Annotated in this window: 30 protein-coding genes; 9 read left to right on the top strand and 21 right to left on the bottom strand. The window is 68.0% G+C overall.

The window, feature by feature from the left end; all coding sequences use genetic code 11:
* The first annotated feature begins 5 nt into the window (after nucleotides 1–5).
* The gene (locus HD599_RS05120) at nucleotides 6–1,352 is read left to right on the top strand and encodes an FAD-dependent oxidoreductase (protein WP_184234225.1); all 1,347 of its coding nucleotides are present in this window, start codon (nucleotides 6–8) and stop codon (nucleotides 1,350–1,352) included.
* Between the two features lie 88 nt (nucleotides 1,353–1,440).
* Complete coding sequence (locus tag HD599_RS05115) at nucleotides 1,441–1,773, top strand: YciI family protein (protein WP_184234223.1); 333 nt, start codon at nucleotides 1,441–1,443, stop codon at nucleotides 1,771–1,773.
* A gap of 133 nt (nucleotides 1,774–1,906) precedes the next feature.
* Here the strand turns inward: HD599_RS05115 and HD599_RS05110 are convergent, their stop codons facing one another.
* Nucleotides 1,907–2,326, bottom strand: a complete 420-nt coding sequence (locus HD599_RS05110; protein WP_184234221.1) for an NUDIX domain-containing protein — start codon at nucleotides 2,324–2,326, stop codon at nucleotides 1,907–1,909.
* 107 nt (nucleotides 2,327–2,433) lie between these two features.
* On the opposite strand from HD599_RS05110, the gene HD599_RS05105 reads away from it, so the two are divergent.
* Together HD599_RS05105 and HD599_RS05100 are read left to right on the top strand one after the other, a co-directional pair.
* On the top strand, nucleotides 2,434–3,522 hold the full coding sequence (locus HD599_RS05105; protein WP_343061894.1) for a hypothetical protein: 1,089 nt from the start codon (nucleotides 2,434–2,436) through the stop codon (nucleotides 3,520–3,522).
* A gap of 51 nt (nucleotides 3,523–3,573) precedes the next feature.
* Nucleotides 3,574–4,173 (top strand): TspO/MBR family protein, encoded by a 600-nt coding sequence (locus tag HD599_RS05100; RefSeq protein WP_184234219.1) that lies wholly within the window; start codon nucleotides 3,574–3,576, stop codon nucleotides 4,171–4,173.
* 16 nt (nucleotides 4,174–4,189) lie between these two features.
* Here the strand turns inward: HD599_RS05100 and HD599_RS05095 are convergent, their stop codons facing one another.
* The 3 genes from HD599_RS05095 to HD599_RS05085 all read right to left on the bottom strand — a co-directional run bounded on the left by HD599_RS05095 (nucleotide 4,190) and on the right by HD599_RS05085 (nucleotide 6,401).
* On the bottom strand, nucleotides 4,190–4,348 hold the full coding sequence (locus HD599_RS05095) for a hypothetical protein (RefSeq protein ID WP_184234217.1): 159 nt from the start codon (nucleotides 4,346–4,348) through the stop codon (nucleotides 4,190–4,192).
* Complete coding sequence (locus HD599_RS05090) at nucleotides 4,333–5,343, bottom strand: DUF4192 family protein (RefSeq protein WP_184234215.1); 1,011 nt, start codon at nucleotides 5,341–5,343, stop codon at nucleotides 4,333–4,335. Before HD599_RS05090 ends, HD599_RS05095 begins: the two co-directional genes overlap by 16 nt.
* 95 nt (nucleotides 5,344–5,438) lie before the next feature.
* Entirely contained in the window at nucleotides 5,439–6,401 is a 963-nt protein-coding gene (locus HD599_RS05085) for an aldo/keto reductase (protein ID WP_184234213.1), read from the bottom strand.
* A gap of 114 nt (nucleotides 6,402–6,515) precedes the next feature.
* On the opposite strand from HD599_RS05085, the gene HD599_RS05080 reads away from it, so the two are divergent.
* Both HD599_RS05080 and HD599_RS05075 read left to right on the top strand, forming a co-directional pair.
* Nucleotides 6,516–7,049 (top strand): methylated-DNA--[protein]-cysteine S-methyltransferase, encoded by a 534-nt coding sequence (locus HD599_RS05080; RefSeq protein WP_184234211.1) that lies wholly within the window; start codon nucleotides 6,516–6,518, stop codon nucleotides 7,047–7,049.
* A gap of 58 nt (nucleotides 7,050–7,107) precedes the next feature.
* Entirely contained in the window at nucleotides 7,108–7,713 is a 606-nt protein-coding gene (locus tag HD599_RS05075) for a DNA-3-methyladenine glycosylase I (RefSeq protein ID WP_184240331.1), read from the top strand.
* A 74-nt stretch (nucleotides 7,714–7,787) separates the two neighbouring features.
* Here the strand turns inward: HD599_RS05075 and HD599_RS05070 are convergent, their stop codons facing one another.
* On the bottom strand, nucleotides 7,788–8,429 hold the full coding sequence (locus HD599_RS05070) for a LysE family translocator (RefSeq protein ID WP_343061892.1): 642 nt from the start codon (nucleotides 8,427–8,429) through the stop codon (nucleotides 7,788–7,790).
* A gap of 122 nt (nucleotides 8,430–8,551) precedes the next feature.
* Between HD599_RS05070 and HD599_RS05065 the strand changes: the two genes are divergently transcribed.
* Nucleotides 8,552–9,091 (top strand): CGNR zinc finger domain-containing protein, encoded by a 540-nt coding sequence (locus tag HD599_RS05065; protein ID WP_184234209.1) that lies wholly within the window; start codon nucleotides 8,552–8,554, stop codon nucleotides 9,089–9,091.
* Between the two features lie 15 nt (nucleotides 9,092–9,106).
* Here the strand turns inward: HD599_RS05065 and HD599_RS05060 are convergent, their stop codons facing one another.
* The 14 genes from HD599_RS05060 to HD599_RS04995 form a co-directional block, all read right to left on the bottom strand.
* Nucleotides 9,107–9,604, bottom strand: coding sequence for a DUF5684 domain-containing protein (locus HD599_RS05060; RefSeq protein WP_184234207.1), 498 nt, complete (start codon nucleotides 9,602–9,604; stop codon nucleotides 9,107–9,109).
* Nucleotides 9,605–9,669: 65 nt separating this feature from the next.
* Complete coding sequence (locus tag HD599_RS05055) at nucleotides 9,670–10,413, bottom strand: YaaA family protein (protein ID WP_184234205.1); 744 nt, start codon at nucleotides 10,411–10,413, stop codon at nucleotides 9,670–9,672.
* 6 nt (nucleotides 10,414–10,419) lie between these two features.
* Nucleotides 10,420–10,980: a P-loop nucleotide/nucleoside kinase family protein gene (locus tag HD599_RS05050; protein WP_221420441.1), complete on the bottom strand. Its 561-nt coding sequence runs from the start codon at nucleotides 10,978–10,980 to the stop codon at nucleotides 10,420–10,422.
* 17 nt (nucleotides 10,981–10,997) lie between these two features.
* The gene (locus HD599_RS05045) at nucleotides 10,998–11,258 is read right to left on the bottom strand and encodes a F0F1 ATP synthase subunit epsilon (RefSeq protein WP_184234201.1); all 261 of its coding nucleotides are present in this window, start codon (nucleotides 11,256–11,258) and stop codon (nucleotides 10,998–11,000) included.
* 2 nt (nucleotides 11,259–11,260) lie between these two features.
* A complete protein-coding gene (atpD, locus tag HD599_RS05040) occupies nucleotides 11,261–12,724 on the bottom strand; it encodes a F0F1 ATP synthase subunit beta (RefSeq protein ID WP_184234199.1) in 1,464 nt (487 codons plus the stop codon).
* Nucleotides 12,725–12,748: 24 nt separating this feature from the next.
* Entirely contained in the window at nucleotides 12,749–13,648 is a 900-nt protein-coding gene (locus tag HD599_RS05035; protein WP_184234197.1) for a F0F1 ATP synthase subunit gamma, read from the bottom strand.
* A gap of 48 nt (nucleotides 13,649–13,696) precedes the next feature.
* Nucleotides 13,697–15,334, bottom strand: coding sequence for a F0F1 ATP synthase subunit alpha (gene atpA, locus HD599_RS05030; protein ID WP_184234195.1), 1,638 nt, complete (start codon nucleotides 15,332–15,334; stop codon nucleotides 13,697–13,699).
* 41 nt (nucleotides 15,335–15,375) lie between these two features.
* Nucleotides 15,376–16,164 carry a F0F1 ATP synthase subunit delta gene (locus tag HD599_RS05025; RefSeq protein ID WP_184234193.1) on the bottom strand — a complete coding sequence of 263 codons (789 nt, stop codon included), beginning with the start codon at nucleotides 16,162–16,164 and terminating at the stop codon, nucleotides 15,376–15,378.
* Entirely contained in the window at nucleotides 16,164–16,721 is a 558-nt protein-coding gene (locus HD599_RS05020; RefSeq protein ID WP_184234191.1) for a F0F1 ATP synthase subunit B, read from the bottom strand. Before HD599_RS05020 ends, HD599_RS05025 begins: the two co-directional genes overlap by 1 nt.
* 14 nt (nucleotides 16,722–16,735) lie before the next feature.
* Nucleotides 16,736–16,966 carry an ATP synthase F0 subunit C gene (atpE, locus tag HD599_RS05015; RefSeq protein ID WP_184234189.1) on the bottom strand — a complete coding sequence of 77 codons (231 nt, stop codon included), beginning with the start codon at nucleotides 16,964–16,966 and terminating at the stop codon, nucleotides 16,736–16,738.
* A 53-nt stretch (nucleotides 16,967–17,019) separates the two neighbouring features.
* Complete coding sequence (gene atpB, locus HD599_RS05010) at nucleotides 17,020–17,832, bottom strand: F0F1 ATP synthase subunit A (RefSeq protein ID WP_343061891.1); 813 nt, start codon at nucleotides 17,830–17,832, stop codon at nucleotides 17,020–17,022.
* Nucleotides 17,833–18,017: 185 nt separating this feature from the next.
* Complete coding sequence (locus HD599_RS05005; protein WP_184234187.1) at nucleotides 18,018–18,512, bottom strand: Cg1360 family ATP-synthase-associated protein; 495 nt, start codon at nucleotides 18,510–18,512, stop codon at nucleotides 18,018–18,020.
* Nucleotides 18,505–19,686 (bottom strand): MraY family glycosyltransferase, encoded by a 1,182-nt coding sequence (locus HD599_RS05000; protein ID WP_184234185.1) that lies wholly within the window; start codon nucleotides 19,684–19,686, stop codon nucleotides 18,505–18,507. Before HD599_RS05000 ends, HD599_RS05005 begins: the two co-directional genes overlap by 8 nt.
* Nucleotides 19,677–20,354 (bottom strand): L-threonylcarbamoyladenylate synthase, encoded by a 678-nt coding sequence (locus tag HD599_RS04995; RefSeq protein ID WP_184234183.1) that lies wholly within the window; start codon nucleotides 20,352–20,354, stop codon nucleotides 19,677–19,679. The genes HD599_RS05000 and HD599_RS04995 overlap by 10 nt, the downstream gene beginning before the upstream one ends.
* A gap of 75 nt (nucleotides 20,355–20,429) precedes the next feature.
* Between HD599_RS04995 and HD599_RS18285 the strand changes: the two genes are divergently transcribed.
* Together HD599_RS18285 and HD599_RS04985 are read left to right on the top strand one after the other, a co-directional pair.
* Nucleotides 20,430–21,041 carry an HAD-IA family hydrolase gene (locus HD599_RS18285; protein WP_184234181.1) on the top strand — a complete coding sequence of 204 codons (612 nt, stop codon included), beginning with the start codon at nucleotides 20,430–20,432 and terminating at the stop codon, nucleotides 21,039–21,041.
* On the top strand, nucleotides 21,038–21,652 hold the full coding sequence (locus HD599_RS04985; RefSeq protein ID WP_184234179.1) for an HAD-IA family hydrolase: 615 nt from the start codon (nucleotides 21,038–21,040) through the stop codon (nucleotides 21,650–21,652). The genes HD599_RS18285 and HD599_RS04985 overlap by 4 nt, the downstream gene beginning before the upstream one ends.
* Nucleotides 21,653–21,661: 9 nt before the next feature.
* Here the strand turns inward: HD599_RS04985 and prmC are convergent, their stop codons facing one another.
* A complete protein-coding gene (prmC, locus tag HD599_RS04980; RefSeq protein WP_184234177.1) occupies nucleotides 21,662–22,531 on the bottom strand; it encodes a peptide chain release factor N(5)-glutamine methyltransferase in 870 nt (289 codons plus the stop codon).
* A 107-nt stretch (nucleotides 22,532–22,638) separates the two neighbouring features.
* The gene (gene prfA / locus HD599_RS04975) at nucleotides 22,639–23,721 is read right to left on the bottom strand and encodes a peptide chain release factor 1 (protein WP_184234175.1); all 1,083 of its coding nucleotides are present in this window, start codon (nucleotides 23,719–23,721) and stop codon (nucleotides 22,639–22,641) included.
* Between the last annotated feature and the right edge of the window lie 2 nt (nucleotides 23,722–23,723).

Here is a 23,723-nt window from a genome sequence, read left to right as displayed (position 1 = left end):
CCGGCGTGGACTACCGCTCGCTGAGCTACTGGCACGACTCGGTCGCCGACCCGCTCGACCCGCGGCCGCCGCTTCCCGGCGACATTGCGACCGACGTCGCGATCGTCGGCGGCGGGCTCACCGGGCTGTGGACCGCGTACTACCTGCTCGAGCGCGACCCGTCGCTGCGCATCACCGTGTTGGAGAAGCACATCGCGGGGTTCGGGGCGTCCGGCCGCAACGGCGGCTGGTGCAGCGCGCTGTTCCCCGCGTCGACCGCCACGCTCGGCCGCGCGCACGGTCCCGAAGCCGCGCTCGCGATGCGCCGCGCAATGGTCGCGACCGTCGACGAGGTCGGCCGGGTCGCCGCGGCCGAGGGAATCGACTGCGACTTCGTGAAGGGCGGCACCCTCAGCCTCGCCCGGTCGCCCCTGCAGCTGGCTGCCGCGCACGCCGAGGTCGCCGAAGCGCTCTCCTACGGCGTCGACGACCTCTCGCTCCTGAGCACCGCGGTCGGCGGCGCGCTCGGTGCTTCGTTCGATCCGGCGTGTGCGCGCCTGCACCCGGCCGCTCTGGTCCGGGGGCTCGCGCGGGTGCTGGAGCGCCGCGGCGTGACGATCCACGAGCACACCGAGGTGCTCGACTGGTCGCCGCGCACGGTGCAGACCGCCCGCGGCACGGTCGCCGCGGAGACCGTCGTGCTGGCGACGGAGGGGTATGGTGCCACGCTGCCGAAGAGCCGCCGCGGCATCCTGCCCCTGTATTCGCTGATGATCGCGACCGAGCCGCTGAGCGACGCGGTCTGGGACGACATCGGCATCGAGCACGGTCAGACGTTCACCGACTTCCGGCACCTGCTGGTCTACGGGCAGCGCACCGCCGACAACCGGTTCGCGTTCGGCGGACGCGGGGCGCGCTACCACTGGGGCAGCAGCATCCGGCCGGAGTACGACCGGGTCGGCCGGGTGTTCGAGCACTTGCGGGCGAGCCTCGTCGAACTGTTCCCGCAGGCGGCGGGCGCCGCGGTCACGCACCGCTGGGGCGGTCCGCTCGGCGTCGCACGCGACTGGCACGCGTCGGCGTCGTACGATCCGGAGACCGGCATCGCGAGCGCGGGCGGCTACGTCGGCGACGGGCTCAGCACCACGAACCTCGCCGGGCGCACCCTGGCCGATCTCCTGACCGGCGCCGACTCGGACCTGACGACGCTGCCGTGGGTGAACCACGTGTCGCCGCGGTGGGAGCCCGAGCCGCTGCGCTTCGTCGGCGCCAACCTCGGGCTCACCGCGATGGCCGTCGCGGATGCCGAAGAGCGCACGACCGGCCGGCCGTCGCTCGCCGCGCGCCTGATGGCTCCGCTCGTCGGGCACTGACCGGGGCCCGCCGACGGATCCGCCGGCCGGTTCGCCGGCCGGTCCGCCGCCTCTGGCTTCGGCGCGCGGCTCGTCCTAGGGTGGCGGCATGGTTACTCTCGACGAACTCTATGCACTGCGCCCGGAAGGCATCGACTTCTCAGCCGTGGGGCACACCGTCACGATTATGCCGACCGCGAAGACGCGCCGGCTCGGTCTCGGCGTGCCCGACGTCAAGCTGGACTGGCAGGTGCTCTCCGACGGCAACACCGTCGGCTACCTCGAAGCCGGGCAGGACGTGATCCTCGCCTGGAAGCCGACCCAGCTCGACGACGGTCTGCCGGCGGAGACGACCTCGGTCGACGAGGCGATCGCGTTCCTCGCCGGGGATCCGCCCAAACCGCAGCACCACCACAACAAGCACCCGCATACCAAGCGGTAATACCCGGTCTTCGACGCGACAGCGCGCCAGGTCAGCGCGCGACGACCGGCCTCAGCACGCGCACGTCAGCGCGCGACGACCGGCCTCAGCACGCGCACGTCAGCGCGCGACGACCGGCTTCAGCACGCGCGCGTCAGCGCGCGGCGAGCACCGGCATCAGCACGTCGACGGTGAGCGGTGCGAGCGCCACCGAGGCGGCGTCGGCGGGCGACATCCAGATCAGTTCTTCGATCTCCGCGGAGGCCACGGCCTGGCCCCCCGCCGTGACGAAGAAGATCTCGGCGTCGACGACGTGCCCGGCCTCGTTGGCCGCCGGTGCGTCGAACCGTCCCAAGTAGACGAGGTCGGCGGGCGTGACGACGAGCGTGAGCTCCTCGCGCAACTCGCGGATGAGCGCCTCGGCCGCGGTCTCACCGGGGTCGATCTTGCCGCCCGGTTGCATAAAGCGGTCGGTGCCGCGTTTGCGCACGAGCAGCAGGCGCCCGTCTTCGTCTTCGATGATCGCGGCGACGATCACGATGACCGTGGGCGGCGCGGGATCGTCAGGCTTCACCCTCCCATCATGTCACCCCCTCTCCCGCCGGATTCCCGCCGCGGGACGGGGCCCGCTGATAGGGTTTCCTCCACCCATCGCACGGGTCGGAGCAGAGGGGACGAGGCGTGGACGATTCGACGTACTCTCCGCGGCCCGACGTGCGCACGGCACCGCCCACGATCTTCGACCTGCAGTACTACCCGGAACTGCCCCGACGGCCCCGCCGGCGCGGCCGCGGGATCGCGATCGGCCTCGTTCTCGCGCTGCTCGTCTCCGGTTCGGTGTGGGCGTTCGGCAACCGGCAGTTCATCGCCGACCAGCTCGCCGCGTGGACTTTCGAGGCGAGTCCGACGATCACCGCCTACGAGGAGCGGTCGACCATGACCGACCACGCCGCGCTGATCTTCGAAGCGAGCCGCCCGAGGGTCGACGGCACCGACGGCTTCGACTCGGTCTGCGGGAGCGCGGAGGCCGGGTCCGGCATCCTCGGCTGCTATCTGCCCGGCACCCAGGAGATCGTGCTCTACGACGTGACCGACGACAAGCTGGACGGCATCGAAGAGGTCGTCGCGTCCCACGAGATGCTGCATGCGGCATGGGACCGGCTCGGCGACGACGAGAAGGCCCGGCTCGAGCCGCTGCTCAGCGCCGAGGCCTCGGCTCTGGCGGGCGACGCGGAATTCGTCGCACGCATGGAACTGTACGCATCGCTGGAGCCCGGCGAGCACCACAACGAACTGCACTCGATCATCGGCACCGAGGTCGGCACCCTCTCGCCCGAGCTCGAGGCCTACTACGCGAGGTATTTCACCGACCGCCAGGCTCTCATCGCCCTGCACGTCGCGTCGAATGCCGTCTTCGTCGACCTGCAGGCGCGGTCCGACGCCCTCTCCGCCGAACTCGATACCCTGCGCGCGTCGATCGACAGCGACTACGCGGCCTACAACGCCGGGTACGACGCGCTCAGCGGCGACATCGCACGGTTCAACGAGCGCGCCGACAGCGGGGATTTCGCCTCCAACGCACAGTTCCAGCGGGAGAAGAACGCGCTGGTCGCCCGGCAGAGCGCGCTCGACGCCATGTTCGATTCGGCGGAACAGCGCGTGGAGACGTTCAACGCGAAGATCGCCGAACTCGAGTCGCTCAACGCGCAGACTCTCGACCTCACCACCAGCCTCAACATCGAGCCGCGCACGGGCGGCGGGCTCGACTAGCCCCGCCCAGCCGACTTCGCCAGACGGCGCCCCGCGGCGTATCGTCGGATGATGGAACTGCCGACGACCCCACAACCGACGACCCAGCCTCCCGCCGCCGACGGTGACGGGCGCCGGACGGCCGGACGCGTGAAATCCGCCCTCGTGCTCGTGGCGTTCCTCGCGATCTCGTTCGGGGTCGCCGCGCTCGGCTCGATCGCCACCGCCGGCAACGTCGACGGCTGGTACGCCGACGCCGACAAGGCGTTCTGGAACCCGCCGAACTGGGTCTTCGGCCCGGCTTGGACACTGCTCTACACGCTGATGAGCGTCGCCGCCTGGCTGGTCTGGCGCAAGCGCCGCAGTGAGGACTGGCCGGTCGGACTCCGCAGCACCAGCGCCGCGGTGCGCCGTGCCCTCGGACTGTACGTCGCCCAGCTCGTGCTCAACGCGATCTGGACGCCGGTGTTCTTCGGGCTGTATCCCACGATCGGTCCGGCCGCGCTCTGGATCGCGCTCGCCATCATCCTCGCGCTCGACATCGCGGTGCTGCTGACCATGCTCGCGTTCTGGCGGGTCAGCAAAGTCGCAGCGTGGCTGCTCGTACCGTACTGGGCCTGGGTGCTCTACGCCACGACGCTCAACGCGGCCCTCGCCCTGCTGAACTCCTAGGGCCGACCGCCCGCGGCTAACGCGCATCGAACGCCCACTCGGGCAGGAATCCGCGGTCGAGCATCGTGGAGATGATCTCCACCAGCCCGTACTCGTCGTCGATCTCGGCGGCGGCGACGACGAACCGGTGCGCGACGCTGCTGCGCCCGAGAGCCCAGTTCAGCCAGGCGAGCATGCACAGCAGCGGCGGCCGGTCGTCGAGCGGGGCCCGTGCGACGATCTCCTTGAGCAGGTCGATCGCGGCCTCGACGCGGTGCGGATCGGGTCGCGGCCCTCGCCGAGCATGAGCCGTGCGGTGTCGAGCGAGTCCGCCGGCTTCCCCGCACCGAAACTGACCGCGTCGTCGTACACACGCTCCCCCGTTTCCCGGTCGAAGGCCCACTGCATGAGCACGACGTCCCGCAGCGACGGCGACGCCGCGATGAAGATCAACAGGGCCGCGGCGCTGTCGCCGATCTCCGAGGGCTCGGGATCGAGCCCCGCCTCGATGAACCCGACGAGGTCGGCGAGGCGGTACAGATCGAGCCAGGTCGGGGCCGCGTCGGGGCGCTGGACGCCGTCGAAGAGGTTCGACCGCGGGTGGAGCTGCCCCGCGGCGTGGGCGTCGCGCAGTGCGTCGAGCCGGCGCGCCACCCGCTCCACCGTCGCGGCGTCCACCCGGGGCAGGCGCACCCAGTCGTCGATGTCGCCCAGCCCGGGGGCGTCGCGCGGCAGGCCCGCGTGCACGGTCGAATCCTCGATCAACCCCAGCGGGTGGCCGGCGGCCGGCACACCCGCGTCGAAATACGACCCCCAACCGTCGGCCGCGACGCACAGCGCGTCGCGCACCCGGAACCCGGAGAACTCGAACCGGTCGACGACGGCGTCGACGAAGTCCCCGAACACCGGGCCGTCGGGTGTCTCGAACCCTTCGTCGGTGAAGACCACGGGCACCACGGCGTCGATTCCCCGCAGCTTGCTGAACATTCCCACGAGGGTCGTGGCGATCCGGCGGAAGTGACGGGAATCCGTCGCGACCCCGGCGCTCGGCAGGTCGTAGCGCATCGCGCCGCACGTGCGTGTGCCGCGGAACGCCACGAAGACGATGCTGTTCTGCGGGTGGAACCCGACGAGCCGCGGCACGAGCGCGAGGAAGTCGTGGGGTTCGGATGCCTTCACCACAATTGTCATGCGGACAGCATCGGCCGTCGAACACCCCGCCGGGCGCCGGCGGTGCTCTTCTGTGGAGAACCGGCGCCTGTGGAAACCGGGCGCCGGGCGAGACCTCAGGCGAACAGCGCCGAGATCTCCGCGATGTCGTCGGGCGTCGCGGACCAGGAGCCCGCGGCATCCGTGTTCTGAATGATCTGTTCGGGTCTCGTCGCGCCGGCGATCACGCTGGTCAACCCCGGCTGCGCGAGCAGCCAGGCGAACGTCGCCTCGAGCATCGTCACCCCGCGCGCGGAGCAGAATTCCTCGTACGCCTCGACGGTGTCCCACGGCACGTCGGCGAGCAGGTGCGACTTGGTGCGCACGATGCGGCTGTCGGCGGGGCCGCCCTGCCGGCTGAACTTGCCGCTGAACAGGCCGTTGTAGAGCGGGAAGAACGGCAGGAATCCGAGCCCGTACGCGTTGACCGCCGGCAGCACCTCGAGCTCGGCATCGCGCACGAGCAGGCTGTACTCGTTCTGGGCAGAGACGAATTTCGGATGACGCGACAGGGTCGCCACGTATTCGGCCTCGGCGATCTGCCAGCCCGCGAGATTGGAGTGGCCGATGTAGCGCACCTTGCCCTCGGTGATCAGGTCGTCGAGCACGCTGAGCGTCTCCTCGATCGGGGTCAGCGGGTCGGGCTGGTGCAGCTGGTACAGATCGATCCAGTCGGTCTGCAGGCGGCGCAGCGACGCCTCCACTGCGAGCCGCACGTAGCGCCGCGATCCGCGTGCGCCCCAGTCGGGACCGTTCGCGCCGCCCATGTCCATGCCGAACTTCGTGGCCAGCACGATGCCGTGGCGGCGGGCGCCGAGCGAGTTGCCCATCAGTGTCTCGCTGAGGCCGCGTTCTGCGCCGTAGATGTCCGCGGTGTCGAACAGCGTCACGCCCGCGTCGATCGCCGTGTGCAGCACGGCGTCGGTGCCGTCCTGGCTCTCGGTCGTGGTTCCGGCGCGGCCGAAGTTGTTGCAGCCGAGGCCGATCGTGGAGACGCGGAGGCCGCTCGGGCCGAGATTGCGGTACTCGATGGATGCCATGGGTCGATGCTATCGGCTGGCCTCCTGTCCTCCCCAGGGCGGGTTCGACAGCGCGTTCTCCCCATGTCCGAAAAGTGCCAGTGGCGCGTCGGGGCCCCGGGATACAGTCGCTGTATGACCAATCGACCAGTCACCATATCCCTCCCGGACTACCTCGTCCGTGTGCCGAGTCCCATCGGCATGCTCGAGGTCACGAGCGACGGCGAGGCGATCACCTCGCTCAGCATCGAGCGCGACGGCCACCTGCCGTTGGAGGGCCTGCCCGAGAAGAGCACCCCCGTGCTCGACGAGGCGGCCGCACAGCTGGCGGAGTACTTCGCGGGCGAGCGGCGCGACTTCGACCTGCCGCTCAAAGTCGCCGGCACCGATTTCCAGCGTGCTGTGTGGAACGAACTCAGTGCGCTCGAGTGGGGCGAAGTCGCCTCTTACGGCAGCATCGGTCTCGCGACCGGCCGGCCCACCGCCGGGCGCGCGGTCGGCGGCGCGGTCGGGGCCAACCCGGTGCCGATCATCGTGCCGTGCCACCGGGTACTCGCGACCGACGGCAAGATCACCGGCTACAGCGGCGGCAACGGCATCCCCACCAAGGTGTGGCTGCTCGACCACGAGGGCATCGTGCATAAGACCGTGGTGGCCGCGGGTGTCTGAGTCCCCGGCTAGTGCGGCACGCGCGGTCGCGGTACCGCCCTCCCGCACCATCCGCGAGCTGGCGAGCGTCGTCACCGGCGACGACGGCGTGGCCCGCTGCGGGTGGGCGGGTACCGACGCGGAGTACACGCGGTACCACGATGAGGAGTGGGGTACTCCCCTGCACGGCGACCGGCCGCTGTTCGAGAAGATCAGTCTCGAGGGCTTCCAGGCCGGGCTCTCCTGGATCACGATCCTCCGGCGCCGCGAGAACTTCCGCGCCGCGTTCCACGGCTTCGATATCGCCCGGGTCGCTGCGCTGACCCCCGCCGAGGCCGACGAGCTGATGCTCGACACGGGAATCATCCGCAACCGCGCCAAGATCGAGGCCACGATCGGCAACGCGGCCATCACGCTCGGTCTCGTGCGCGACCACCCCGGCGCGCTCGACGAGCTGCTCTGGAGCTTCGCACCGTCTCCCCGGGCGGCGCCGCCGGCCACGCTCGCCGACATCCCGGCGGTGACGCCGGAGTCGACGGCGATGAGCAGGGCACTGCGCGCGCTGGGGTTCCGGTTCGTCGGGCCGACGACTCTCTACGCCCTGATGCAGTCGAGCGGCATGGTCGACGACCACGTCGCGGGCTGCTTCCGCGCCGCCGAGGCCGGGGCAGTCGGCGCGGCCTAGTCGGGCCGGCGCGCGACCGCACCCCGGCCAGCGCCCGGTGGCATCCGGGCCGCGGCGCGGTCGAACCCGGCGCCTCACACTCTCGCCCGGTCCGGCACCTCGCGGGCGAGCAGCAGCGCGACCGCGCCGAGGAGTGTGCCGGTGACGCGTCTCTGCCAGCGCGCCCAGCGCGGTCGTCGGACGAGAAACGTCGCGACGGTGCCGGCAGCGACCACGATCGCGGCGTTGACGGTGAGGCTGATGGCGATCTGGATTCCGCCGAGCACCAATCCCTGCGCCACTGGAGAGCCGCGGCCGGGGTCGACGAACTGTGGGATGAGCGTCAGGTACATGATCGCGGCCTTGGGGTTGAGCAGGTTCGTGACCAGTCCCATCCGGAACAGCCTGGCCGGGCTGTCGCCGGACAGATCCCGAACGTCGAAGACTCCCCGTCCGCCCGGGCGGAGCGCCTGCCAGGCGAGATAGCCCAGGTAGACCACGCCGGCCGCGTTCAACCCGATGTACAGCCAGGGCACGGCGACGAACACGACCGCGAGGCCGACGTTCGCCGCCACCAGGTAGACGAGGAATCCGACCCCGGTGCCCGCCAGCGAGATCAATCCGGCGCTCCGGCCCTGGCCGATGCTGCGCGAGACCAGGTAGATCATGTTCGGCCCCGGCGTCAGGACCATCACCAGCGCGGTCAGCGCCATGCCGACGACGGAGGTTCCCGACACGGGTAAGGACGAGACGGGCAAGGACAACGAGACAGGCAAAGACAACCACACGGGCACGGACAACGAGACAGGCAGCGATATCGAGAAGAGCGGCATACTGCCAACCCTGATGTAATACCCTTATGCAGCTCAACCCTTACGGCGAGTACGCGGTGCACCTCGCCCGCTCGCTGGCCGACGACTGGCCGGACAACCGCGACGGGATCGTCGCCCGCACGCGCGAGTTCGGCATGACCATGCCGTTCCCGGAGCGGCCCGAGGACCACGCCCGGTGCCGCGCGGTCCTCGACGACTGGCTCGGGATCGTCGACGCCACCGATCCCGCCGAGCGCGCGTCGCTCCTCAACGAGCAGATGGCGGCCGCCACCGCGTTCCCGCGCCTGACCGACCACGATGGCGAGGGGTGGCACCTGCACTACCGCGACGTCGACGACGATCTGCCGCGGGTGCTGCGGGCGGTGTTCAGCGTGGGAACGGCCCTGCACCTCACGACACGGGGAATGGGGCGCCTCGGCCGCTGCGCCGCGAGCCCGTGCACCCGGGTCGTCGTCGACACGTCACGCACCGGCACGCAGCGCTATTGCTCGCCGCGCTGCGCGAGCAGGGACGCCGTGCGTCGGCACCGCGCCCGGCAGCGACCGCCCCAGCGACAGCCCGACTGACCCGCGAGAACCCGGTCAGGCTGTCGGGCGGTATGGCACCGGCGACCCGTCACCGGCACCGAACCCGACCAGCGGTCCGCCGTAGCCGGCCTGGGCGATGCGGTCGGGACGGTACTCGTCCTTGCCGAACCCGAGGATGAACAGCCAGACGACCGGCAGCACGATACCGAGCACGAGGAACCCGGAGTCTTTGCCGAAGGCGATTCCCGTGCGGTACATCCCGATGTAGAGGAACACCGAGGTCACCACACTGCCGTAGGGAACGAGGCTCAGCCACACCCAGTGGCCGTTCTGCCCGCCGAGCTGAAGCCAGGTGTAGGTGCTGTAGAACGGCACCCACGCCTTCCACGGCTCGACCCCCGCCTTCGCGAACAGCGCGGCGAGCGGGATGGCGATCAGCACGTAGATGATCGCCGCGAACACGAGCGACGACACGAGCACGATCGCCCAGACCGCGAGGATGGCGCCGTACGTTACCCCGTCGCCGCTGCCGTAGTCGGTATAGGTCGTCATGGGTCCCCCGCACTGCTCCGGATGTCGCGTCCGCTCACTCTAAACGGCGCACCCGCGACCCGGGCTCAGACCGTCAGCTCGAGTTCGCCGGGTGCACCCCGGTCGAGACGGATGCCGCTGGCCGACGCCCATTCGAGGAGCTCGTCGACGCTGCCGTGGTCGAGCCCCGCGGCGGCCAGTTGCCGCACGAAGACGCCCTTTCCCTTCTTGTTGAAGTGGGTGAGCGCCTTCTTCTGCCCGGTCGCGGTCTGCGTCACGACGCGCAGGTAGACCGCGTCGTCGCGTGCCGGCAGCGGTCCGAGCGCCGAGTAGGACTCGGAACGCAGGTCGAGCAGCAGACCGGGCTCGTCGGCGAGCACGGCCTGGAGGGAACGACGCCAGTGTTTCTTCAGCGGCAGACCGGGCAGGCGCGAGTCGTGCGACAACCGGTAGGCGGGGATGGCGTCGCCGGCACCGATCAGCCCGAACAGGGCGGAGTTGATGAGCACGTGGCGGTCGACCCAGGCCCGCTCCCCCACGCTCAGCCGCGAGGTCTCGAGTCCGTCGTAGAGCACTCCGGTGTATCGCTCGATCGCCGGCATCACCGGCGCCGACGGGATGCGCCGGTTGCGCTCGACCTCGGCGGCCTGCGTGGGACCGAGTCCCAGTGCGGTGGAAGCGGCAGCGACATCCAGCGACAGCTCTGCGACGGCGTCGAGCACCGAACGGCGTTCGCCGGCGAGGTGCGGGAACCGCAGCGTCGACAGCTCGAGAGCTCCGGGGAATCCGCCGTCCCGCTTCGTCTCGGACGGGGGAAGCAGTACGAACATCGGGTCCTAAGTAGTGGGGGTACCGGAACGGCCCGGACCCGGTGCGGTGTAGCCGCGAGCGGTGACGATGAACTCGATGGCCCGGTCGACGAGCGCGTCGAGCGGTTCGACCGAGTCGAGCGTGAGCCGCGGCACCGAGCCGCTGGTGCCGGACCAGACGGAGTACTCGTCGAGGCTCTGCTCGACCGCAAACCACGAGGGCTCCGAGACGTGCGGGAGGTTGCGCTCCCGGGCTTCGAGCCGGGAGCGGTGGAGCGCGAGGTCGGAGCAGACGACCTCGATGAAGACGAGGGGTTCGTTGTGCCGGGCCGCGAGGGCGACCCACTGCTCGCGGGCCGGATCGACCGCGTTCACCGCGTCGACAATCGCTCCGTGGCCCGACCGGAGGACGGAGTCGGCGAGAGTCTCGGCAACGAGATACGCGGCTAGCCCCGTCGGCTGGTCGTTGTCGATCCCGGCCCGCAGAATCGCGGACTCGATGGGATCGACCGACACAACCGGCTTGAGTAGCCGCGCACCGACGAGCTCGGCGATGGCCGATTTTCCGGTTCCCGGAAGACCGGCCATCGCCACGAGCACCGTCGTTAGACCAGTTCCGCGTTACGCGCGACGATGGTCACGGAGTTGTTCTCCACCGAGAGGAAGCCGTCTTCGGCGTTCGCCTTGATCACAGAACCGTCGACAGCCGTGACGCGGACTTCGCCCGCACCGAGAATCGCCAGGATCGGCTCGTGATCGGGAAGGATTCCGATCTCACCCTCGGTGGTGCGTGCGACGACGCGCTTCGCCAGCCCGGACCATACCTCGCTGTCCGCGGAGACGACGCTGACCTTGAGTTCGGCCATGGTTAGCCGTTCTCCTTCTGGATCTTCGCCCACTGCTCTTCGACGTCGGAGATGGAACCGACGTTGAAGAACGCCTGCTCTGCGACGTGGTCGAACTCACCCTTGGTGATCGCGTCGAACGACTCGATCGTGTCCTTGAGCGGGACGGTCGAACCCTCGACACCGGTGAACTTCTTCGCCATGTAGGTGTTCTGCGACAGGAACTGCTGGATGCGGCGTGCGCGCGACACTGTGATCTTGTCTTCTTCGGAGAGCTCGTCAACACCGAGGATCGCGATGATCTCCTGGAGTTCCTTGTTCTTCTGGAGGATCGCCTTCACGGTGGTCGCGACGCGGTAGTGGTCGGCACCCAGGTAGCGGGGGTCGAGGATGCGGCTCGTGGAGGTGAGCGGGTCGACGGCCGGGTAGAGGCCCTTCGACGCGATCTCGCGGCTGAGCTCAGTGGTGGCGTCGAGGTGGGCGAACGTCGTAGCCGGCGCGGGGTCGGTGTAGTCGTCGGCGGGCACGTAGATGGCCTGCAGCGAGGTGATCGAGCGACCACGCGTCGAGGTGATGCGCTCCTGGAGCACACCCATCTCGTCGGCGAGGGTCGGCTGGTAACCCACGGCGGAAGGCATGCGGCCCAGAAGGGTCGACACCTCGGAACCGGCCTGCGTGAAGCGGAAGATGTTGTCGATGAAGAGCAGGACGTCCTGGTTCTTCACGTCGCGGAAGTACTCCGCCATCGTCAGCGCCGACAGGGCGACGCGGAGACGCGTTCCCGGCGGCTCGTCCATCTGGCCGAAGACCAAGGCGGTCTTGTCGAAGACGCCGGCCTCTTCCATCTCGGCGATGAGGTCGTTGCCCTCACGGGTGCGCTCGCCGACACCGGCGAACACGGAAACTCCACCGTGGTCCTGCGCGACGCGCTGGATCATCTCCTGGATGAGGACGGTCTTACCGACACCGGCACCACCGAAGAGGCCGATCTTTCCGCCGAGCACGTACGGCGTCAGAAGGTCGATGACCTTGATACCGGTCTCGAACAGCTCGGTCTTCGACTCGAGCTGGTCGAATGCTGGCGGCTTGCGGTGGATGGACCAGCGCTCGGTGATCTCGATCGGCTCGTTGCCCTCGTTGTTGAGGATGTCGCCGATGACGTTGAAGACCTTGCCTTTGGTGACGTCGCCCACGGGGACCGTGATCGACTCGCCGGTGTCGCGGACTTCCTGGCCGCGGACGAGTCCGTCGGTCGGGTTCAGCGCGATGGCGCGGACGAGGTCGTCGCCGAGGTGCTGGGCGACCTCGAGGGTGATCTCGTTGGTCTCGTCGCCGATGGTGATCGTCGTCTTGAGAGCGTTGTAGATGCCGGGGATCGAGTCGTGCGGGAACTCGATGTCGACGACGGGGCCGGTAACGCGCGCGATGCGTCCGACGCCGGTGGGCGTCTCCACATCCGGCGTGGCAGCGGGGGCTGAGGTAGTCATTGGCTTCCCTATTCTCCTGTGGTTCTATTTCGCCGAGCTGAGGGCGTCTGCGCCGCCAACGATCTCGGAAATCTGCTGGGTGATCTCGGACTGACGAGCGTTATTCGAAAGCCGGGTGTAGTCCTTGATGAGCTTGTCCGCGTTGTCGCTCGCCGACTTCATCGCGCGCTGGCGGGCGGCGTGCTCGGAAGCAGCCGACTGCAGCATGGCGTTGAAGATACGGCTCTCGATGTAGACGGGGAGCAGCGCGTCGAGCACGTTCCCGACATCGGGCTCGAACTCGTACAGCGGCAGGAGTTCGGACTCGTCGGGAGCCTCCACACCTTCGACGACCTCGAGGGGAAGAAGTCGGACGACCTCGGCCACCTGGGTGACGACACTGACGAAGCGGTTGTACACGATGTGGATCTCGTCGACGCCACCCTCGCTCGCGGGCTGGATGAACTTCGCGACGAGCGCCTCTCCGATGGACTGTGCCGTTTCGAAGACCGGCTTCTCGGTGGAACCCGTCCAGACCTGCTCCGACTCGCGCTTGCGGAACGCGAAGTTCGCGATCGCCTTGCGTCCGACGAGGTAGTAGACGACCTCGCGGCCCTGGCTCGTGAGCAGGGCTGCGAGCTCACCGGCCTCGCGCAGCACGTTCGAGCTGAACGCGCCGGCGAGACCACGGTCGGAGGCGAAGATGACGATCGCTGCGCGCTCGATCTTCTCCGGCTCCGTCGTGAGAATGTGGTCGACGTTGGAGAACGTGGCAACCGCCGACACGGCACGCGTCACGGCGCGTGAGTACGGCCCCGAGGCTGCAACCCGCTGCTGCGCTTTCTGAATGCGCGAAGCGGAGATGAGCTCCATGGCCCGAGTGATCTTCTTGGTCGTCTGGGCAGACTTGATTTTCTGCCGGTAGACCCGAAGTTGCGCTCCCATGTCTTTCTTCCTTTTGTTTCAGTAATCGATGGTCGGTGACAGGGGCGCTCAGCGCTTCTGCTTGACGATCTTTTCCTGGTTGACGTCTTCCTTGGCGAGCTCGTCGAACTTTTCGGAACCGACGGAGAGGAGCGGGTTGCCCTCGCCGGTCAGGAACTCGAGCTTGAACTTGTCGACGCTCTCACCGAGAGCTGCAACGGTGTCGTCGCTCAGCAGGTTCGTCTCGCGAAGCGTGGTGAGGATCTCGGTGTTGCGGCCGAGGTAGTCGAGCAGTTCGCGCTCGAAGCGGAGAACGTCTTCGACGGGGACCTCGTCGAGCTTGCCGTTCGTTCCGGCCCAGATCGAGACGACCTGGTCCTCGACGGGGTACGGCGAGTACTGCGGCTGGCGCAGGAGCTCGGTGAGGCGGGCGCCACGGGCAAGCTGGCGACGGCTCGTGGGGTCGAGGTCGGATGCGAACATCGCGAATGCCTCGAGCGAGCGGTACTGGGCGAGCTCGAGCTTGAGCGTTCCCGAGACCTTCTTGATCGACTTCACCTGGGCGTCGCCGCCGACTCGCGAGACCGAGATTCCGACGTCGACCGCGGGACGCTGGTTGGCGTTGAAGAGGTCGGACTGCAGGAAGATCTGGCCGTCGGTGATCGAGATCACGTTGGTCGGGATGTACGCGGAGACGTCGTTGGCCTTGGTCTCGATGATCGGGAGACCGGTCATCGATCCGGCGCCGAGGGCGTCGGAGAGCTTGGCGCAACGCTCGAGCAGACGCGAGTGCAGGTAGAAGACGTCACCCGGGTACGCTTCGCGTCCCGGCGGGCGACGCAGCAGGAGGGAGACGGCGCGGTAGGCCTCTGCCTGCTTCGACAGGTCGTCGAAGATGATCAGGACGTGCTTGCCCGAGTACATCCAGTGCTGGCCGATGGCCGAACCGGTGTAGGGAGCGAGGTACTTGAAGCCGGCGGGGTCGGAGGCGGGAGCGGCGACGATCGTCGTGTACTCCATGGCTCCGGCGTCCTCGAGCGCGCCCTTGACGGCGGCGATCGTGGAGCCCTTCTGGCCGATGGCGACGTAGATGCAGCGGACCTGCTTGTTGACGTCGCCCGACTCCCAGTTGGCCTTCTGGTTGATGATCGTGTCGATCGCGATGGCCGTCTTACCGGTCTGGCGGTCGCCGATGATCAGCTGGCGCTGTCCACGGCCGATCGGGATCATGGCGTCGATTGCCTTGATACCGGTCTGCATGGGCTCGTGCACGCTCTTGCGCTGCATAACGCCGGGAGCCTGGAGCTCGAGGGCACGACGGCTTTCCGCGACGATCTCGCCGAGACCGTCGATCGGGGTGCCGAGCGGGTCGACGACGCGACCGAGGTAGGCGTCGCCCACGGGGACGGAGAGAACCTCGCCGGTGCGGGTCACCTCCATGCCCTCGACGATGTCGTTGAACTCGCCGAGCACGACGACGCCGATTTCGTTCTCGTCGAGGTTCTGGGCGAGGCCCAGGACGCCGTTGGAGAACTTGATGAGCTCGTTGGCCATCACGCCGGGGAGACCCTCGACGTGGGCGATGCCGTCAGCGGCGTCGACGACGTAGCCGACCTCCGTGGTGGCGGATGCGCCAGGCTCGTAAGCCTTGACGAAGTCTTTCAGCGCGTCGCGGATCTCATCCGGGCTGATTGTTAGTTCTGCCATCTTCTTTTTCCTCTTCTGGTGGAAAGTCTGTGCAGCCGCCCCTAGGCGAGCTGAAGCCTGAGTTCGTTGAGTCGGGACGCGACGCTGCCGTCGATCACTTCGTCGCCCAACTGCACGCGCACTCCGCCGACGAGCGACGGGTCGATCACGTGGTTGATTCGCAGTCCGCGGCCGTAGTTGGCCGAGAGGGCCGCCGTCAGGCGCGTGAGCTGCTCGGCCGAGATGGCCGAGGCGGTCGTGACGGTGGCGACCGCGAGTCCGGCCTCGTCAGCGACGACGCTGGTGGCGAATCTCAACAGTTCGCCGATGCGGCGGCCTCGCGGCTGCTGCACGAGGTGCGACACGATCGCGACGGACTGCTTGCTGGCCTTCGCGCCGAGGAGACGCTCGATGAGCGCTGCCTTCGACTCGTCGGAACCGAGCTTGCTGCCGACCGCGAGTTCGAGCTGGGAGTCCGACTGCACGACGGCACCGAAGGCGAAGAGTTCCGCCTCGATGTCCGACGACGGCGCGGACTGGGCGAGAACCCGGATCCCGATCTCTTCCACCCCGGCGAGGAGGTCGTCTTCCGACGACCACACGTTCGTCGCGATGACGCCCAACAACTCGCGAGCCGAAGCGTCGATCGACGCGAATACCGCGTTGACGATCGACAGCTTGGCGTCGCGGTCACCGGAGGGATCGGCGAGAGCAGCACGCAACTGGAAGGATGTGCCGAGCACACGACCGGCGGCGAGCAGTTGTTCGCCCGTCGCCAGTTGCGCCTTGCCACCGAGTCCGGCCAGTGCCGAACGCGAATTGGAGAGTGCTTCTCTCGTTGCCGAACCCACTACTTGCCTGCCTTAACCTTTTCGGATGCTTCGAGCTCAGCGAGGAATCGGTCGACGACGGCCGAAGCCTTCGTGTCGTCAGCCAGGCTTTCGCCGATGACGCCCGATGCGAGGTCGATCGCGAGCGAGCCGACCTCTGAACGCAGCGACAGGATTGCAGCCTGGCGCTCCGCCTCGATCTGAACGTGCGCGTTTGCGGTGATACGTGCGGCCTCAGCCGACGCGTTCTCCTTGAACTCCGCGAGGATGGCGGCGCCTTCGAGGCGCGCCTGCTCACGGATTCGCGATGCTTCGGCGCGACCCTCGGCGAGCTGAGCGTTGTACTGCTCGAGCGCTGCCGCGGCCTCGGCCTGAGCGGACTCGGCCTTGGCGATTCCACCCTCGATGACGCTGGCGCGGTCGTCGAGAATGCGGCGGAACGTCGGGATGACGAAGAACACGAAGAACGCGACGATGATCGCGAACGGAATGATCGACCAAACGATGTCGTAGATAGCGGGGATGAACGGGTTCGTCTCCGTACCCGAATCACCCGCCGCTGTCGCGATGCTGATCATCTACTGGACCGGCCTTAGACGAAGATGAAGAAGGTCGCAACGCCGATGAACGCGAGGAGCTCGGCGAATGCAATACCCAGGAACATGGTGGTCTGCAGGCGGCCGGCCATTTCGGGCTGGCGTGCCATTGCTTCGACCGTCTTGCCCGCGACGATACCGACACCGATGCCGGGGCCGATCGCTGCGAGGCCGTAACCGACGGTCGCGATGTTGCCGGAGACCTCGGCGAGAATGGTGGTGTCCACTTGGTGTTTCCTTTCGGTAGGGCAGCGTCCGCCGGTTGGCGAAGCCGTCTTCTCTAGTGTTCTTCTGCCGCAGACTGCTGAATGTAGACAGAGGTCAAAAGCGTGAAAATGTACGCCTGGAGTACGGCGACCGCGAGCTCGACGAGGGTGAAGACGAATCCACCGAGCAGGGTGCCGACGCCGAACAGGCTGAACCAGCCGTCGGCAGTGAAGAAGAAGAAGTGTGTGGCCGAGAAGCACAGCACGAGGAGGAGGTGGCCCACCATCATGTTGAGCAGGAGTCGCAGTGCGAGCGAGATCGGACGCACGATGAAGATGTTGATGAACTCGACCGGGGTCAGGATCAGGTAGACCGGGATCGGCACGCCGGAGGGCAGCAGCGCGTTCTTGAAGAACTTGCCGGGGCCGACCTCTTTGAAGCCCGCGTAGATGAACGTGACGTAGGCCACGAGCCCGAGGACGAGCGGCATCGCGATCGTCGCGGTGCCGGCCATGTTAAGACCCGGGATGATGCCGGTGATGTTCATCGCGATGACCGCGAAGAAGATCGAGGCGAGCAGCGGCAGGTACTTACGGCCGAGCTTCTCGCCGAGCACCTGGTCGACGATCTGCACCTTGACGAAGTCGAGGGCCATCTCGGCGACACCCTGGCCACGGCCGGGAACGCGCTTCGCCTTACGCAGCGCGATGTAGAACAGCACGATCATCACGGCGACTGCGAAGAGCCTGACCAGGATGATGCGGTTGATCTCGAACGGTGTGCCTTCGAAGAACAGGGCCGGGAGGCCGAGGAACTCCTCGATACCGGGGGCATGGAAAGCGCCGTCGCTTTCGCCGTGTTCGGCGAATGGGAGCAGCAGGTTCACAGCGTTATACAACAGCGCTATCTCCTGTTTGTGGGGCGCATGCGCGAGCAGAGGCGGAAGGGACAGTGGTGACACGCAACCGGCGCGGTGAAGCGCTCGGATCGATCTCTAAAACAATACCAATAGTTGACACGTGCCGATGACCCGAACGGGGAACATGCATGCGCTGCAACCTTTTAACCGCGCTATTCGGCGGGATCGACGGGAGGCTTCGGCAGAATCGACTGGTCGACATACGCCACGCGGGAGCGCATGACCACGATCGCGTCGATCACGGCGGTTCCGACGAGCGCGACGACCAGTGTCAGGAAGAACACGATCGGGTCGATGAACGGCTGGTCGCGCAACACGAGGAGCACCACCACGAAGGCGACGAACTTCAGCAGCCACGACCCCATCACGATCGCGAAGAACGCGTTGAGCGAGTATTTGATCGCGGTGATCATGCTCACGACGGTGATCGCGGAGAAGATCACGGCCACTACGGCGGCGCTCACGGCGCTCCACAGCCCGTTGGTTCCGGCGACCAGGAAGCCGACCAGTCCCCCGACGACGATGAGCGCGATCGCGAGCAGACCGGTGTAGCGCAGCACGCGCGTGAAGATCTCGGTGGCGCTGAGCGCGCTCGAGCTCCAGTTCGTCTCGGCCTGGGCGCGCGACTCACGGGTCGGTTCAGTCATGGGAGGTGCCTTTCTGGGCGGAATCGTCGGGCACGGTGACACCGGCCGCGACGAGAGTGCGGGACCGCCTGCTGTGACGCAGCGGACCGAAAGTCACGATGCTGCAGGCGATGAGTCCGAGGAACACGAGGAGTGCTGCCCAGACGAAGGGGAGGAACATGAACGAGAGACAGCCGACGGCGATGACGGCCGTCCAGCCGTAGAAGATCAGCACCGACTGCAGGTGGCTGTGCCCCATGTCGAGCAGCCGGTGGTGCAGGTGCAGCCGGTCGGCCGAGAAGGGCGACTTGCCCTTGCTCAGCCGGCGCACGACGGCGAGGGCGAAGTCGAGCAGCGGGATCAGCAGCACGGCGAACGGCAGCAGGATCGGGATGAAGGCCGGCAGCAGGTAGGCGCTGAAGACGTCGGGCTGGTCGAGGAAGCCCGGGTCGACCTGGCCGGTGACCGAAATAGCGGATGCCGCCATCAGCAGGCCGACCAGGAGAGCACCGGCATCCCCCATGAACATCTTCGCGGGGTGGAAGTTGAACGGGAGGAATCCCACGCACGCACCGATGAGCACGGCGGTGATGAGCGACGCGAGGTTGAAGTACTCGGACTGGCCCTGGGAGGTGGCGAGCACGTAGCTGTAGATGAAGAAGACGCCGTTCGCGATGATCGCGACGCCGGCGACGAGCCCGTCGAGCCCGTCGATGAAGTTGATCGCGTTCATCACGAGTACCACGGCGAGCACGGTGATGACGAGCGACACCATGGGCGGCGGCACGAGGTATCCGCCGATGGGCAGCGTGTAGATCTGGATGCCGGACCAGGCGAGCACCCCGCCGGCGATGATCTGACCGGAGAGCTTGGTCATCCAGTCGAGGTCCCAGATGTCGTCGGCGACACCGATGAGCACGATGATGAGCGACGCCGCCAGCAGCCCCCACACCTTGAGCGGCTCGGAGAAGATCAGGCTGAGCCCCGGCACCTGCGACGCGACGCCGAGGGCGACGACGATGCCGAGGAACATGGCGATACCGCCGAGACGCGGCGTCGGGCGCGAGTGCACGTCGCGCTCGCGCACCTTCGGGTACAGGCGGTACTTCAGGCTCAGCTTGAGGATGACCCACGCGAACCCGAACGTCACGACGGCCGAGGCCCCGGTGACCAGGACGTAGAGGACTATTCGCATCGGTCGCCGACAATCTCCCGGATAGCGTCATCCGAAATCACGCCGTGTCTGACGATGCGCAGCTTGCCCTCGGGAGTCAACAGTCCGGTCGCGTCGACGATCGTCGATCCCGTGGCGGCGTCGGCGTCGGGGTAGGTCTCCCCCGCGAGTCCGTCTTCGAGGTAGATGCTGACCGAGTCGCCGAGCATGGCCTCGGCCTCGGCCGCGGTCATCGCCGCGGGCTGGCCGGTGAGGTTGGCGCTGGAGACGGCGAGGGGGCCGGTCTCGGAGAGGATCTCGAGCACGACGCGGTTCGACGGCATCCGCAGGGCGACGGTTCCCGCGGTCTCGCCGAGGTCCCAGTTGAGAGACGAGCGGGCGGGCAGGATGACGGTGAGTCCGCCGGGCCAGAACGCGGCGACGAGAGCGCGCACTTCGTCGGGCACCGTCTCCGCCAGAGCGTCGAGGGTCGGGATGCCGGGGATGAGCACGGGCGGCGGCGACTGGCGTCCACGGCCTTTCGCGGCGAGCAGGCGCGCGACGGCGGCGGGTTGGAACGCGTCGGCCGCGACACCGTAGACGGTGTCCGTCGGCAGGACGACGAGTTCTCCCTTGCCAAGAGCCAATCGAGCGAGCCGCATGCCGGTGAGCAGCTCTGTATCAACCGAGCAATCGTAGATGGGGGCCATGTCTCGTTCATGATACCGGCCCTCACCCTGAGAACCGCCACGGCGTGGCCGTCGCGAGGTAGCGTTGGTACTCTCGTGGACCTTTATCTCTTTGACTTCGACAAGACCCTGTACGCCTACAACTTCCGGCTCCGGCTTCCGGAGTTCGCCCGCCTCGGCGGCGAGAGCCAGTACCACCTCGCCAGCACCTGGTGGGCGGCCGGGTACGAAACCCGCGCCGAGTCCGGCGAGTGGCCGACCGCCGACGAATACCTCGCCGAGTTCGGCCGTGTCACCGGCGCCGAACTCACGCTCGAGCAGTGGGCGCACGCGCGTGCTCTCGCGATGACGCGCATCGACGGCAGCGTCGACGCCCTGCGCCGTGCGAGCGGGCTGGGCACCGTGTCGCTGCTCTCCAACAACCCGTCGGTCTTCGCCGCCGCGCTCCCCCTCATCGCGCCCGACGTGTGCGCGATCGTCGGGGAGAACCGCCTGATCAGCGCCGACCTGGGCGTGCGGAAGCCCGACCCGCTCGTCTACCGCCTGGCCCTCGAGCGCTACGGGGCCGACGCCGCCGACACCTTCTTCACCGATGATAACGCCGAGAACGTCGCCGGGGCCGCGGCCGTCGGGATCCACGCCCACCTCTTCACGACTCCAGAACTGTTGGATGCCGCGATCACCACCTTCTCGGAGCGACACCAGTGACCCTGCTCTTCATCTTCGACATGGACGACGTGCTCTACGACTACGACTGGCGCGCCCGTATGGCGGGCATGACCCGGATGACCGGGCTGTCGCTCGAGGAACTGCGCGAGCGCTGGTGGACCGCCGAGGGCGAGTTCGCCGCCGAGGCCGGCGGGTTCGCGACGGGGGCGGACTATCTCGCCGCTCTACGGGCGGCGCTGGGCTGCGACGTCGACGAGGCGGAGTGGGTGCGCGTGCGCGGCGACGCGATGACCGTGCGTCCCGGCTCGATCGCCGCCGTTCGCCGGGCCGCCGAACTCGGGCAGGTGACCCTGCTCACCAACAACGGCGTGCTGCTCGGGGCGCACCTGCCGACCGTCGCACCCGAACTCGTCGACCTGTTCGGCGACCACCTGTTCACGTCGAGCGACTACGGTGCCCGCAAGCCCGACCCGCTCGTCTACGAGCGCGTGCTCGAGTCGTACGGGGTCCCCGCCGAGCGCGCGTTCTTCGCCGACGACATGCCGGAGAACATCGAGGGCGCCGCGAGCGTGGGCATCACCGCGCACCTCTACGAGTCGCCCGAGGCGATGCTCGCGGCGATCGAGGAGTTCGCGGCCGCGCGCAGCTAAGTGAAGCGGCTACGGGCGGAGCGCGGTCGTGGACCGGTCGCGGCCGAGCAGGTCGCGGTGCGAGGCGACGGCGGTCCAGCCGTCCGCGCGCAGCAGGGCGGCGATCTCGGCCGCCTGCAGCTCGCCGTGTTCCATCACGAGGGTTCCGCCGCTGTGCAGCAGCCGCCACGCGGTCGCGGACACCTGGTGCACGACGTCGAGCCCGTCGTCGCCGCCGTAGAGCGCGATCTCGGGGTCGAACAGGCGCACCTCGGGGTCGCGCGGGATCGCGGCCCGCGGGATGTACGGCGGGTTGGAGATGACGACCGACACGGTGCCGTCGAGCTCGGGGAGCGCGACGGCGAGGTCGGTGAAGATCGGGGTGGCGTTGTCGCCGCCGAACTCGCGGAAGTTCTGCTTGGTCCAGACGAAAGCGAGCGGCGAGACCTCGACGCCGTAGACGCGGGCGTGGGGGACCTCGGTCGCCATGGCGAGCGCGATCGCCCCGCTGCCTGTGCCGAGGTCGATACCGATGGGCGCTTCGGCGGCGGTCGCGCGCAGGGCGTCGATCGCGAACTGGACGACCTGCTCGGTCTCGGGGCGGGGCACGAAGACACCCGGGCCGACCGCGAGGTTGAGCGCGCGGAACGGGGCGCGCCCCGTGATGTGCTGCAGCGGCTCGCGGGCCGCGCGGCGCTCGACCAACTCCGCGATCCGGGTCGCCTGGGCGGCGTCGATCGCGGCATCCGTAATCGCCTTGGACTGCACCTGGCCCCGGTTGAGGTCGAGCACGTGGCCGACGAGCAGTTCGGCGTCGACGCGGGGGTTCGGCACTCCCGCGAGGGTCAGCTGCGAGACGGCGCTCGTGAGGACCGTCTGCACTGTGGGGCTGTCGGACATGTGACTTCTTCGGGTTGTCAGATGAAAGAGGCGGGCGATTTCGGCGGCGGGTCGAGCCTGTCGAAACCCCCGGGAGGATGTCGACAGGCTCGATCCGCTAGTGCGTACTACGCGTCGTCGTTGCCGATGTCGGCCAGCTGCGACTCTTCGTCGGAAGCGATGCAGGACTGGATGACGGGCTCGAGAGCGCCGTTCATCACGGCGTCGAGGTTGTAGGCCTTGTAGCCGGTGCGGTGGTCGGCGATGCGGTTCTCGGGGAAGTTGTAGGTGCGGATGCGCTCGGACCGGTCCATGGTGCGGATCTGGCTCTTGCGGAAGACCGACGCCTCGGCGTCCGCCTCTTCCTGGTAGCGCGCGAGGATGCGTGCGCGCAGCACGCGCATGCCGGCCTCGCGGTTCTGCAGCTGCGACTTCTCGTTCTGCATCGCGACCACGATTCCGGTGGGAAGGTGGGTGATGCGAACGGCGGAGTCGGTCGTGTTGACCGACTGGCCGCCGGGGCCGCTGGAGCGGTAGACGTCGATCTTGAGGTCGTTCTGGTTGATCTCGACCTCTTCGGGCTCGTCGACCTCGGGGAAGACGAGCACGCCGGCGGCGGAGGTGTGGATGCGCCCCTGCGACTCGGTCGCCGGCACCCGCTGGACGCGGTGCACACCGCCCTCGTACTTCAGGTGCGCCCACACGCCCTCGGCGGGGTCGGTCGACGATCCCTTGATGGCGAGCTGGACATCCTTGTAGCCGCCCAGATCGCTCTGGGTCGACGTGATGATCTCCGTCTTCCACTTCTTGGATTCCGCGTAGTGGAGGTACATGCGCAGGAGGTCGGCGGCGAACAGCGCCGACTCGGCACCGCCCTCCCCCATCTTGATCTCCATGATGATGTCGCGGCCGTCGTTTGGGTCGCGCGGGATGAGGAGGCGACGCAGGGTCTCCTCCGCTTCCGCGAGCGTCTCCGTCATGCCGGGGATCTCCGCGGCGAACGACTCGTCTTCCGCGGCCATCTCGGTCGCGGCTTCCAGGTCGTCCGTCAGCTGGCGCCACTCGTGATAGGCCGCGACGATCCGGCTGAGCTCGGCGTAGCGCCGGTTCACCTTCTTGCTGCGGGCCGGATTCGAGTGCAGTTCCGGATCAGCCAGCTGTTCCTGAAGCGACTCGTGCTCGGCCAGCAGACTCTGTACTGACTCGAACACGC

This window comes from Conyzicola lurida (genome assembly GCF_014204935.1).
GTDB classification, from domain to species: Bacteria; Actinomycetota; Actinomycetes; order Actinomycetales; family Microbacteriaceae; genus Conyzicola; species Conyzicola lurida.
The sequence above is the reverse complement of the archived record's forward strand: the minus strand, read 5'-3'. Positions and strand labels throughout refer to the sequence as shown.